The 12,392-nt window shown below is 64.4% G+C and carries 11 protein-coding genes and 1 pseudogene; 3 read left to right on the top strand and 9 right to left on the bottom strand.

All coding sequences use genetic code 11. The features are described 5' to 3' along the window. Window positions 1-19: 19 nt before the first annotated feature. Together QO207_RS26235 and QO207_RS26230 are read left to right on the top strand one after the other, a co-directional pair. The gene (locus QO207_RS26235) at window positions 20-844 is read left to right on the top strand and encodes an OmpA family protein (RefSeq protein ID WP_301535183.1); all 825 of its coding nucleotides are present in this window, start codon (window positions 20-22) and stop codon (window positions 842-844) included. Between the two features lie 10 nt (window positions 845-854). Then, the gene (locus QO207_RS26230; protein WP_301535182.1) at window positions 855-1,721 is read left to right on the top strand and encodes a hypothetical protein; all 867 of its coding nucleotides are present in this window, start codon (window positions 855-857) and stop codon (window positions 1,719-1,721) included. 45 nt (window positions 1,722-1,766) lie between these two features. On the opposite strand, the gene QO207_RS26225 is transcribed toward QO207_RS26230, so the two are convergent. From QO207_RS26225 to QO207_RS26185, 9 genes and pseudogenes are all read right to left on the bottom strand, one after another. Next, window positions 1,767-2,210, bottom strand: coding sequence for a hypothetical protein (locus QO207_RS26225; RefSeq protein ID WP_301535181.1), 444 nt, complete (start codon window positions 2,208-2,210; stop codon window positions 1,767-1,769). Window positions 2,211-2,658: 448 nt separating this feature from the next. Then, the gene (locus tag QO207_RS26220) at window positions 2,659-3,249 is read right to left on the bottom strand and encodes an NAD(P)H-binding protein (RefSeq protein WP_301535180.1); all 591 of its coding nucleotides are present in this window, start codon (window positions 3,247-3,249) and stop codon (window positions 2,659-2,661) included. A gap of 76 nt (window positions 3,250-3,325) precedes the next feature. Then, a complete protein-coding gene (locus QO207_RS26215) occupies window positions 3,326-3,640 on the bottom strand; it encodes an AzlD domain-containing protein (RefSeq protein ID WP_301535179.1) in 315 nt (104 codons plus the stop codon). Further along, complete coding sequence (locus tag QO207_RS26210; RefSeq protein ID WP_301535178.1) at window positions 3,637-4,335, bottom strand: AzlC family ABC transporter permease; 699 nt, start codon at window positions 4,333-4,335, stop codon at window positions 3,637-3,639. The genes QO207_RS26215 and QO207_RS26210 overlap by 4 nt, the downstream gene beginning before the upstream one ends. 96 nt (window positions 4,336-4,431) lie before the next feature. Continuing rightward, window positions 4,432-4,638, bottom strand: a pseudogene (locus QO207_RS26205) (SulP family inorganic anion transporter); the annotation flags it as partial. A gap of 246 nt (window positions 4,639-4,884) precedes the next feature. Beyond that, entirely contained in the window at window positions 4,885-5,844 is a 960-nt protein-coding gene (locus QO207_RS26200) for a hypothetical protein (protein ID WP_301535177.1), read from the bottom strand. Beyond that, on the bottom strand, window positions 5,835-8,549 hold the full coding sequence (locus tag QO207_RS26195; protein WP_301535176.1) for a toxin VasX: 2,715 nt from the start codon (window positions 8,547-8,549) through the stop codon (window positions 5,835-5,837). Before QO207_RS26195 ends, QO207_RS26200 begins: the two co-directional genes overlap by 10 nt. Before the next feature lie 5 nt (window positions 8,550-8,554). Next, window positions 8,555-9,115, bottom strand: a complete 561-nt coding sequence (locus QO207_RS26190) for a DUF4123 domain-containing protein (protein WP_301535175.1) — start codon at window positions 9,113-9,115, stop codon at window positions 8,555-8,557. Next, window positions 9,112-11,550: a type VI secretion system Vgr family protein gene (locus QO207_RS26185; protein WP_301535174.1), complete on the bottom strand. Its 2,439-nt coding sequence runs from the start codon at window positions 11,548-11,550 to the stop codon at window positions 9,112-9,114. Before QO207_RS26185 ends, QO207_RS26190 begins: the two co-directional genes overlap by 4 nt. Window positions 11,551-11,775: 225 nt before the next feature. On the opposite strand from QO207_RS26185, the gene QO207_RS26180 reads away from it, so the two are divergent. Then, window positions 11,776-12,392, top strand: a 617-nt coding sequence (locus QO207_RS26180; protein WP_301535173.1) for a methyl-accepting chemotaxis protein, incomplete at its 3' end; no start/stop codon positions are given.

Raw genomic sequence — 12,392 nt, 5'->3', positions numbered from 1 at the left:
CCTGCCCAAGGAGGTCAAGATGAACACTTTCACCATCCGCAACCTGTGCACCCTGGCCCTGGCCTGCAGCGGACTGCTGCTGGCAGCCTGCGGCAGCCACAGCGTGGTCGATGCCCAGGGCCACAGCGCCGACCCGCAATTCCCCGCGATCAGCGATTCGTATCGCCCGCAGGGCAGCTACGTGAACCTGGAGAACCTGGGCAAGGTACAGCCGGGCATGGGCAAGGCCCAGCTCTACGAGCTGCTCGGCACTCCGCACTTCCAGGAAGGCCTGTTCGGCGTGCACGAGTGGGACTACGTGCTGCGCTTCCGTCGGCCCGGCCAGCAGGACCTGGTCTGCCAGTACAAGGTGCTGTTCGACAAGGACATGCAGGCGCAGACCTTCCTGTACTCGCCGGCCGATTGCCTGGACCAGGCCCGGCCGGCACCGGCTGCATCCCCCGTGGTGGCACCGGCTGCGGCGCAGCGCGTCACCCTTGGCGGCGATGCCACTTTCGCCTTCGACAGCGCTGAACTCAGCGCCGCCGGCCGCGCCAGCCTGGCGCAACTGGCCGGGCAGCTGAAGGCTCAGCAGCCAGAACACATCAGCATCACCGGGCACACCGACCGCCTCGGCTCGCCGGCCTACAACCTCGACCTGTCGCGGCGCCGTGCCGAAGCGGTGCGCGACTACCTGGCCGCCGCCGGTGTGCCGAGTGCCTCGATGCGCGTGCGCGGCGCCGGAGCGGCCGAACCGGTCGCCGATTGCCCGAGCCTGCCCCGTGCCCAACTGATCCGCTGCCTGGCGCCCGACCGCCGGGTCGTCATCGAATCCAGCGCCGTTGCGGCGCAAGCCCAAGAGTGAGGACCATGCCATGAACATCCAGAGCAAATGGCTGACCGCGATGCTGATTCCCGCCTGCCTGCTGGCCGGCTGCAAAGGCTCCGACCAGCCCGCCGTCACCGCCAGCAAAGCCATCGTCCAGCAGAACCTGGGCACCCTCGACTACCCGGCGCTTCCGGTGATCCGCAACGCCATCTTCAGCATGAGTCCGCTGGTGGACGGTAAGCGCAACCCCGTCGTGATGCAGCAGCTCTGCGGCCTCGCCCGTGGCGAGACCAGCCAGGCGGAGGTCGATCGCTTCGTCGCCGCCAGCGGCGAGACGGCGCAGCACCTGAAGGACAAGGGCGGCGTGACCGCGTTGCTGGTCAGCGGCAACCACACCGGCCAGCAGATCGCCTGCGCCGCCTACCTGGCTACCGCGCCGCTGATCCAGGTGGACGGCAACGAGTTCATCGCGCCGCAGAAAGGTGCCGACGGCAAACTGCAGGTCGACCAGGCGCGCCTCGGTGAAGTCATGGCCGTGCGCATGGCCCTGGCGCGCACTGATGCCGAGTACTTCAGCCTGATCGCCGAGAAGCTGCAGCAGACTCCCGGCCTCACCGATGCCCAGTACCAGGCGCGTACCCGCGAGCTGTTCTCCGAACTGGCGCCGGCCTACCTCAAGCGCGTGAAGGAAATGATGCCGCCGGCCGGCACCCGTTTCGACCTGAAGCAGATGGACAGCGAACGCTTCGCCTTCGGCACCTCCAACGGCGGCGAATACGAATACACCAGCGACGGTATGATCCTGCGCCAGGACAACATCACCTGGTATGGCAACGGGCAATTGATGGGGCAGGCGCACACCCTGAAAGTCGCCTACTACCCAGAGACCGTCACCCAGGTGCTGGGCAAGTGACCTGTGACCAGGCAAACGCAAGACGGCCCGTCCGGGCCGTCTCCATTATCGTGGCTCTATCCTGACTGCCCGTGCCGGGCGCGCCGGCCGAGCCGCCTGGATGATCTTGTTGGCGTCATAGGAGGTGCGGTAAAGGATGTACAGCGCCAGCAGCGGAACCAGCGAGATCAGCGTCCGGAACATGGCATAGCCCACGGAGCTGAGCCGCTTGTTGAGCCGGAAGATGTACACCAGCATGGCGATCCACAGGACAGGCGAGAGATAGCCGAGGATCAGCACCAGCAGCGGCATGCCGCCGGCCAGCGAGAGGAACAGCGAAGGTGCCATTCCCAGCACCACTGACCCCATGAAGCAGTACTGCATGCGCTTCTTGAGCTGCAGGAGCGGCTCGGTGGATTGCGGCTCCAGCAGGTCGGCCGTGGGCGGGGCGTAAGCGTCTCTGACAACCGGCGAACCGATATCGCCGCTGCCGATGTTCCGGTCTTGCATTGCTGCGTCCTTGTTCTTGTTTTTTTTCGTGTTGTCATCAGGCGTTGGCCGGGGTCGGCCAAGGTGCTGCAAGAGAAGCCGGCAGTGGCTTTCGCGAGGAGTTCCAGGCGTCGGTCCGAGGAGTTGCTCCAGGAACGCATCCGAAGGTCATCTTGTCGGTCTTCTTACAAACGGCGGCATAGTGCCAGTTGCCGAAATCCACGCAAGTGGGGCAAGCGCCATATCCGAGGGTGGTTTCACCGGTCGTCGCAAGCCGACAGTCGTCCTGTCACTGCCTGGGATTGCCTGATGCCGCTCCTCTCCGGGACGAGAGCGGCAAAGCATGCGCTGACCGGCAATTTGCCGGGCTGCCGATGCGCATGGCTTGCAGGTGATTGTCCCGTCCCGAACACATCGTCAGCCGTCGAGTTCCGAAGAACTGGAGGAGTGCGTCGAGCCGGATCTGCGACTACTCCACGCCACTGCGCAGGCGCAGGCACTCCCTGCGATGCAGCCCCAGGTCCATCTCATCGAGCAGCGCCTCGGCGTAGGAGCGGGCGAGGGCGGTGTCGTCGCCGCCGGCACGGCTGAAGTCGTCGATGTGCAGGCCTTCCGGCACGCCCGGCTCCTCCACCAGCATCCAGTCCAGGCCGCTGACTTCCAGGCTGCGCGCCAGGCCCGCGCCGAGCTGTTCGTCGGCGCTGTCGGCGGGGTCCACCAGCCATTGCCAGTGGCCCACCAGCACCAGCCGCGGCAGCTCCGCACGCAGGGCGCCGTCGATCAGCGCGCCGCACAGGGGGGGCAGGTCCTGCGGGGACTCCTCGCCGAGAAAGGCCACCGCCACGTCCAGCCCGGCCACCGCTTCGCCGACCACCGCCGAGGAGTCCAGGCTGCCCAGCTTGCAGCGCAGGCCGGGGCGTGCGCGCAGGCGGTTGAGGTCGTCGAGCAGCACCGTCACCTCGTGCTGGCGGTGCAGGGCGCCGGCGATCAGCGCCTGGGCGAGGCTGTCGCCGGGGTGGAAGATGCCGAGCTTGAAGGTGGGCGTTTCGAGGTTGTGCATGCTGCCTCCTGCGGGTGGCCGTCCTCGTTCGAAGGCCGGTCGCCGCAGGAGGTTCAAGCCGATTGCACCAGCGGTGCTACAGCCACCAGCGCAGCAGGTAGAAGGCGCCCATGCTGAGCAGCACACTGAGCAGCACGTTGCGCGTCCACAGCACCAGCGCCACGGCGACGACAGCGCCGAGCAGGTAGGGGTTGTCCAGGCGCAGGTTCAGTTGGTGCTCGGGAAGGAACACGATGGGCCCGCAGATCGCCGTGAGCATGCCCGGCACGGCGAAGCCGAGGAACTGCCGCACGTTGCTGCCCAGGCGGATAGGCAGGCGCGGTTCGAGGAACACGTAGCGGTTGAAGAAGACGATCAGCCCCATGCCGAAGATCACTGCCCAGGCCATCATGCGCGCACCCCCGAGAATTTCTGGCAGAGGAAGCCGGCGAACATCCCCGCCAGCCCGGAAAGCACCAGCGCCGAGCCGATGTGCAGGTAGCTGAGCAGCACCGAGCAGAACAGCGAGACGGCGACGCAGACCACGGTGGGGATGTTCTTCACCACCGGCACGATCAGCGCGACGAAGGTGGCGGCGATGGAGAAGTCCAGCCCCAGGTGTTCCAGGCCCGGAATGCTGGTGCCGATCAGCACGCCGGCGAGGGTGAACAGGTTCCAGGCGATATAGAACGTCAGGCCCACGCCCAGGGCGTACCAGCGGTTGAAGGTCTGCTTGTCGTGGCTGCTGGTGAGGGCGAACAGCTCGTCGGTGAGCAGAAAGCCCAGCCCGGCGCGCCAGCGCCCCGGCAGCGGGGAAATCACCGGGCGCATGGTCATGCCGTAGAGCAGGTGCTGGGAGGTCAGCAGCAGGGTGGTGACCATGATCGAGAAGAACCCGGCGCCGCCCTTGAGCATGCCGATGGCCACCAGCTGCGCCGCACCGGCGAAGACGATGGCGGAAAGCCCCTGGCCGTGCAGCGGCGACAGCCCGGCGTCGATGGCCAGCGAGCCGGCGAGCAGGCCCCAGGGCAGCACCGCGAGCGACAGCGGCATGATATCGATGGCGCCCCGGAGGAAGGCGCGGGAAGGAAGCTGATCTTGGGACATGAAGGCTTCTAGCAGGCAGATAAGTGCCTTCAGCGTGGCAGAGATCGGTGCCAGCTGGCTTGAACAATCTTGCTATTGGCCCTGAGCGGTATCTGTCGGCGGCACCGCGCGGGTCAGCTTCGGCAGCAGATAGACCACCGCCATGGTCAGCGCGACCAGCCCCAGCATCACGTACAGCGGGTTGCCGCTGAGCCAGTGCTCGCCGTCCTTGAAGTGCTTCAGCTGGGCCATGGCGATGACGATCGCCAGGCCGTTGACGAAGCCCAGCATCACCGGATACGGCACCATCCGCACCAGCTTGCCCTGGCACAGCAGGCGTCCCAACCACCCGCCTGTCGCTCGCGCAATGTTTCTGGCAGAGCTCCGCGCTACTCCTTCTGAAGTGAGCTCATCCGTTGGCGTGGAAAATAAATCTGTCCCCTTTTTACTCGTTGATGCCGCTGTTGATGACGGCCGAGAAGTCACGCTGCATCGGCTCTGGGCGACAATCATGCAAAGAAATGCCGGATAAGACGTGCGGCCTAATCCGGCCTATGGCTCGTCCCACGGCTACACCTTCATGCCCTGGGCGCGTTCGAGGTCTACCAGTCGCGTCGTGGGGCCATCGGGGCGTAGGCGCTCCTTCACCAGTTCCGGCCACTGGCCACGGGAGCGGCGTTTGGCGATGTCGTAGGTGAAGTCCTGCAGCCAATGCATGGGATAGAAGATGATTTCGCCCACCAGCGTCGCAATGTCCATCCACTCAAAGTAGAGGCTGTTCTCTTGGGCTTTCTGCTTTTCCGCAATAGTGCGCCAAGTGCTTTTATGCCAGTCACGTGGCCGTAGTTGGCCTGCCTCGATCACTCCTTTGACATAGGCATCCGACTCACTGTGCCGGCCGTTCTCATCGAACCAGGGGCCGTTGTCCATATAGGCCTGCAACCAGGCCCAGAAGCCACACTGCATCTCCAGTGTCTTGCCCATGGGCGGACTTAAGCTAATGAATACCGCCTGCTCTGCATCGCCATAACGGCGCACCACCGTTTCCAGAGTGGTGTTGTCCATACCGCCGCTGTGCGGCCCCACGGTCATGAACTGGCAAGCCACTGCTTGTGCCTCATCCCATGGCATGTGGTACAGCTCACCCTCGTGGTTGTAATAGATTTCGCGGGTGCGGCGATTGAACAGGATAGGCAATGGGAGGGGCTGACTGACCTCCCACAAGAAGGGCAGTATGAGAGCAGCCGCAATTATCCCTAATGAAATCCAAACACCATCCCAGTCGCCTTTGAGCGCAAACAGGATGGCAAAAACGCTGAATCCACAGAGCGCTGTGCCGCCTAGCATTCCAGTGACTATACCTCGATAGCCTTCCCCGCCTGTCTTCAGCGCCAGGTAATGCTCGGTATGCTCTTCGGTGACGAACATTTCCCAAGGCTGTTGTCCGGTCTGCTCCTTGGCCCTCAAGATCACGCCCGGCGTGTTGCCGTGGCGCGTCAACGCTTGCCGCATCAGCGCATTCAGATCCATAACCGCTCCTCCACATCTACCGGTGGCAGAACCAGGCCTGGCTGCGGGCTGTAGTGCAAAACGCCCTCGAGAACGGCCAGGGTGCGGCCATCTTCCGGGTGGTAGACCCGGCGGTAGAGCGGCTTGTGGTGTTGCCAGTTGATGCCGCTGTTGATGACGGCGGAGAAGTCACGCAGGGTCCAGATGACGGGCCGTTGCTGGGACTTGACGCCGGGCAGGTACTCCCAGCCCTCCAGCCCGGAAAACTCCACCTGGGCACCATCGGGCAGGAAGGTGCCGCCGGTGTAAAGCAGCAGGTAGACGGCGGAAATGGTGTCCCCGCTGTAGGGATGGGTTTCGTTAAGGCGATGCAGGCTGAGGTTGATGGGGAAAAGGATGGTGTAAAGCCTGTCCAAAGTGGCTGGGCCGTCCGCCGCCCAGTCGGCCGGGTTGCGGCCGAAGCGATTCTGCTTGATCCAAGCTTCCAGCGGGGTGTGCTTGACGTACCAGTCAACGAATAAGCCGGCGACAACCGTCAGTGTTAGTGCCAGTCCCTTGGCAACAAGGTGCGGAGCAACCCGCAGGCCGTTTGTCAGAGCCGAGACTTCGCTTAATACCACTGCCGCCCGGGCTGCGCGCAATTCGCGGAACAGCTGTGCGCCATTACGTACCAACATTCCTGAGGCAGTGGACTGCACCGCTCTGACGCTGGCGCTGGCATAGTCGCCCTCTTGGTAAGCTTCCAGTGCATCCAAGCCATAGAGCAACGCATCGAAGGCTGAGGTTACTGCTTGTAGTGCTGCTGTTGCAGCGCCTCGCCCCAGAGCTCTTTTAAGTGTTTCTTGTGCAGGACCAGCTGTTTTGCCGAAGGCGCCTACCATTGTTTCCCAATTACTTTCCGCCAGTTTCTGGAGAACGGCGGAGGTGGCCGTACTTAGGCCAAGTGCAGTTCCCAATGCATTAGCGCTATTTCTTGCCGATTTATTATCTAAGAATTGGGTACCTGCAAAGCCAAAGTTCACCCCCGCCGTCCCCAACAACACTATCTTCAGCTGCGCGCTCTTGAGATTGTCGAGATTCAGCAGCCTGCTCAGAGGCTGGTTGGTTGCCAGGGTGGGGGGCACGGTCGGCAGACGCTGGGCCGCGCTGGCCGCCACCGGATAGAGGAACAACAGGCGATTGGCACTCTGTACCTGCCCACCCAGGCTGTCAGGCATGTGCTTGGGATGCGAAGGCGGCATGCGGGTGCCCATGGTATCGCTGAGCCACTCACCGAACTGTTGCTGGCCGACACCGGCCAGGGCCAGGCGTTGGTGCCCACGCGCTAGGGCTGCAGCAAAGTAGCGTTGCGCTGCCAAACGCTGCGCGCGTGCAAGCTGGCGCGCAGTCGGGGCGCCAAGCGCAAAGGCAAAGACGGCATCCAGGGCATCGAGCAGCATTTCTCCTGCAGCACTCAACTTCTTCGCGCTATGAGCGAGAAGCTTTTCAGCCGTCTGGTTCATGGCCGCAGCCCAGAGCGGTAGCTGTTTGAGCAGGTCCTGACTGTCGTCGATCAGGCCATCGAGGCCGCCGAACAGTTGGTCCAGCTCTCCGGGTCCCACCTGGCGCACCACACCGAGTACGGCCCAGAGCAACCAGGGCTTGTTTCCTCCACCCTCACGGCCCAGCTCCTCGGCGACGGCCTTGAGGCCCAGGCTGGTGGAGGCCGCCCCCAGGCAGACGCTGGCGAAATGCGCTTGCAGGTCGTCACGAGCCTCTTCCTGCATGATATCGAAATGGCCGCAGGCGCTATCGAGGGCTTGAGGCGCGCACTGGCCACTGAGGGTTGTGAACCATGCGACCCAGGATTGCGTCAATTGGCGCAGGGCAGTTGCGTGACGATCCTCGGCCTGATCATGCTCCGCCCAGACACGCTGCAGGGCTGGATAGTTGGCCATGCTCGGCAGGTTACGCTCGGTTTGCTTGTCGTTTTCGGCCAGGGAGCGAATCAACCCGGCGATGTGCCAGTCCTCGCCTCGAATCTGGCGGATGTCCTGGAAGGCCTGTTGCTTTAGGCGAATCAGCTTGGCCAGGTCGAGCTGTACGCCCCAGGCGTCGTCGATGATGGCGTAGGCTTGCTGCTCGCATTCGCGCATGTTCTTGAGCAGTTTTGGCCAGTCGGGCAGGTGGTGCTCTGCGTCGGTCCAGTCGTAATACTCGGGCTCGTGGTAGTCGGCGATGCTTGGCTTGAACCCGGCGACCTGGCCACTGAAGGGGGCGGCGCCTGGTATGACGTCGCGCATGATGCGTTGACGTACATCGGCCCTTTCCCCGGCATTACGGAACTGCGTATCGCTCCATTGGATGGGTGACCAGACCAGGCTGGCGGAGTGACCGGCAAAGCAGATCAGGTAAGGTTTGCTGCGCGTGTCGATGGCCTTGCCGCCACGGTCGGTCTGGCTCAGTTGGGCGCGTTCGACGCGGTATTCGGCCAGGGCATCCTTGTGCCAGACGTAGAGCCAGCCATTGCGCAGCAGGCGTGCGGTGTAGTTGAGGCTGCGTCCCTCTTCCGGCTGTGGCTTCAGGCGTGGGCCGAGGTCGGGGAAGCTGCCTTGCAGCTTCGGTAAATCATAGGCGCTGACATCCAGGGCCGGCTCACTGGGGCCAATGGCATAGCGCAAGGGCAGGATGGCGGTGAGCAGGGGGCAGGCGGCTACGTTCGGTTCGTTGGGTGCTTGTGGTTGCACAGCACTTACTCCGGCTGAGGTGGGTTAGCGCCCAGGGCGCGCAACAGGGGCCAGTCGAGGGTGAGCTGGGCGCTCAGGCCCAGGTCTTTCGGGGCCGCGTCCTGCTCAGGGGCAGGGTTGTGCCAGAGGCACACTGGCTGCTGCTCATGTAATGCCCAGACGCGGGTAATGCGGTGCCAGAAACCTTCTGGCCAGGCGGCCCCGGCCCGCCAGGCATGACGCAGCGGCAGGGCGTCGCCCAGGCGCAGCCAGAGCTCGGTTCCGTCCGGGCTGATAACCCGCAGGCGGCGCTGCAGGATCAGCCATAGCTGCTCCGCCGCCAGGTCGGTATCCAGCCAAAGGGCGTCGGGGAAATCGCTGCCCTGTCGCCAGGCTTTGTGGACGCTCTCGCCTTCCGGCGCCGCCAGCAGAATCGGCCCGGTATCGGCAATCGTGTCGTAGTCGCTTCTGCTGAACAGTGGAAAGGCCTTGTGCTCGGGCCAGTGGCGCTTCAGCCAGGCGAAGGCATCTGGGTAGCGCGCGCCGTCAAAGAGCAGGCAGGCGCTGGCGCGTGGGGCGAGACTCATGGGTGATCACCTTCGGTGGTTCGTGCGGCTTCACACACTTCACAAACCCCGGCGCGGGTATTGCGGAACTGGTCGGCTTGCTTGAGCAGGGCAGGCGGAGCTGTGGAGGCCTGCCGAGCTGGAAGCAGGGTGAACTCCGGTGGCTGTTGCGCCGGCCCAACCAGGCCGAAATGCGCCGCCTTGATATTGAAATCGCCCTGGGTGCCCAGCTCGATGCGGTGCGGGTCGAGGGTGATGTAGGTACCGCCGGCGTTGAAGGTGATTTTCTTCTTCGCGGTGATGTGGATTTCGTCTTCGCTGCTGACGATGTCCAGGCCCTGGCGGGCCAACAGTTCCAGGTTGTCGTTCTGTGCCTGGATGATCACCGGGCCCTGGTTGGCGAAGAGCTTCATGCCTGCCTTGCGCACGAACAGGCTGATGTTCTGGCCCACGGCGGCGGTGAAACGCTTGACCACGCTGACGTCCATGTTGGCGCCGGCGCTGGCGATCAGGTTCTGTGTGGCGGCCAGTTGCAGGTGGTTGCCGCTGGTGAGCGCGATGCCCTTGGGAGCTGAAGCGAGGATGCCCGGTTGCTGGAGCAGGTCGAGGGCGGCCTTGAGCTGCTCGGGGGCGTGCTTGTCCGGCTCCTCGACCATGGCCAGGGCGGCATCGCGAGCCATTGCACGGATCTGCTCCAGTGACTCCTGCAGCTTCAGGAGCGCTGGGTTCATGTCGAGCACTTTACCCTGGGCGGCAGCCTGCCCATCGGCGCTGATGAACACTCCCTTGCCGGCCCGCACCGAGCCCCAACCATCGGTGCGCAGCTCGAAACCTTCGCCACGCTGTTCGCGCTGGGCGTCCACCAGGTGCCCGAGGTTGAGCTGGCTCTTGCCGCTGTATTCGGTGCTGAGCTTGATGTGCTCTTTTCCGCGCGAATCGTCCAGGCGCAGCTTGTTGTTGGCCGGCGTGCGCAGGACGTTGCGCTTGTAGTTCTTCAGGGTGACGTGGTCGGGGTGCTGTGAATCGTGGATGGCGTGGGCGATGTAGGGGCGGTCCGGGTCGCCGTTTTCGAAGGTGATGCGCACTTCGGTGCCCTGGATCAGTGGGAAGTGCAGGCCGTAGGTATCTCCGGCATAGGGGCGCGCCAGGCGCAACCAAAGCGACTCGCGGCCAGCGGGCCAGGTGTCGCGGTCGAACAGGAAGTGGCATTTGTAGCGGCCTTCCATGTCGATATGGCCGTACAGGTCATTGGGCTCGGGGCTGGTGACGCGGGCGGGGATGGTGCCGGCGATGACCGGGCGGGCCGGTACTTCGGGGCGGAAGCAGACCTGTTCGTCGTAGGGGATGGCTTCGAAGCTCACCTCGAAGCTGCGGTCACGGGCGGCACTGCTGCGCAGGCGGACGACGACCGCGCCGGGCGCAAAGCTTGCCGCTGCGCCATCGACCTTCAGTACATGGCCGGGAAGCAGGGTGGGGCTGCTGGTGGAGCCGCTCAGGCGGGTGCGCTGGTTGAGGTAGCGCTCGTGGGCAAGACGCGCGTAGAAGTAGCCGCTTTCGATTTCCAGGTCCTCATCCTGGGCGTAGGCATCGCCGAGTTTCTGGTGCGGCTCGCCGTAGTGGTAGGCCTCGCCGTAGGTGGTTTTCGGTGACTTCAGCAGGTCGATATTGGCGTCCAGTTGCGCCGCGGCATCGCGATAGTAATAGGCGCGATTGCTGACCTGCTGTTGCACCAGTTCGTGGCTGCTCTGCAGGTTCCACACGGCGTCCTGGCCGGTGGACTCCAGCGATGACAGCTGACGCAGAGGCAACAGCGATGCGGGTTGGTAGTGGCGCTGGTCGTCGTGGAATTCCAGCACTTCGATGCGCAACCGCTCGTCCATGCTGAAGCAGTACCAGATGCCCACTTCGGCGGCGAGGCGCTGGATGAAGGCCAGATCATCCTCACCGTACTGCATGGTCTGTTCGCGCTGCGGGTAGTTGCGGGTCAGCTGGAAGAGAAAATCCTGCCCCTCGAAGTCATTGCGCCGCAGCACCTGCTCGACGATCTGCGGGACGCTCTGGTTCTGGTAGATACGGAACTGGCGGCCGCGGTCAAGCAGTTTGACGCGGGGCTCCAGCAGCACTTCGTAGCGGGCTTCATCGCGGGAGACGGACAGCAGGGCGAAGTGGCTGATGGTGCCGTACAAGGTGCGCAGTGGTGGGGCAACCGGCGGCGTGTAGCCGGGGATGCCCAACTGCTCCGGCGCGGCGCGCAGGCTGAAGCTGGCGTCCTTGCAGAGGAAGGTGTTGGCGTCGAGGTCGCGGTGGCTGCTGGTGAATTCGATGCGGTAGGCGAAGGGCTGGCTGAGGGCTTCTTCACCGGTGAAGGCGAGGACGTCGAGCGGTGCTGCAACGTCCCTGACCTTGAGGGTGTGGCGGCTGTGATCGAAGAACAGGTGGGCGGCGTTGATGAGCATGGCGGGCGTCCGTTCCTGAGAGCCGTCAATCCCACCAGTTAGCCTGTAGCCCTGTCATTCAGACACGTCTGGAAAGTCCGTCTGATCGGTCGCCAGCTGCCGGGAGCCGGAGTTATTCCGATCCCTTACTCCATCCCCTAGGGCCCCCTAGGGGATTCCCCGATTTTCCGCTGAATCACCGTTCACTATCGTTCGCGGCCTCTGCCACCTTCCGCGAGCGCTGCCGTGATCTTCTATTCCATCCTCTGGGCGGGCATTGCCCTGGGCCTTGCCGGGCTCGGCCTCGAACAGCCCTGGGCGACGCTGGCGGGCATCGTCATGGTCGCGGCTGCCGGCGTACCGTTGCGGCCGCGCGCCGGCAAGCCGGTCGAAACGTCGGCCGTGGTGATTCAGGAGGCGCGGGCAGTGGACTGCCAGCCGCTGCTGGTGGCCGTGCTGCCGGCCTGGGAGCAGAGCCTGGGCCAGGTGCGCAAGCTGCTCTCGGGCAGCGTCGCCGAGCTGTTCTCGCGCTTCGCCGGGCTCACCGACCGCCTGCAGCAGTCCCTGGCGCGCTCGGAGAGCGTCACCGGCGCCGAGGGCGTCAGCCAGAACCTGCGCCGGGCCCAGCAGCGCCTGCAGGAAGTCACCACCGCCTTCCACGCCGCCAGCGCGCACAAGAGCGAGCTGCTGGCCACCATTGGCCACCTGAACAGCTACGCCAGCGAGCTGCAGAGCATGTCCAAGCACGTCCAGGACATCGCCAGCCAGACCAACCTGCTGGCGCTCAATGCCGCCATCGAAGCGGCCCGCGCCGGCGAGTACGGCCGTGGCTTCTCGGGGGTCGCCGATGAAGGACGCAAGCT

This window comes from Pseudomonas sp. CAN1 (assembly GCF_030462585.1).
Classification (GTDB): domain Bacteria; phylum Pseudomonadota; class Gammaproteobacteria; order Pseudomonadales; family Pseudomonadaceae; genus Pseudomonas.
The sequence above is the reverse complement of the archived record's forward strand: the minus strand, read 5'-3'. Positions and strand labels throughout refer to the sequence as shown.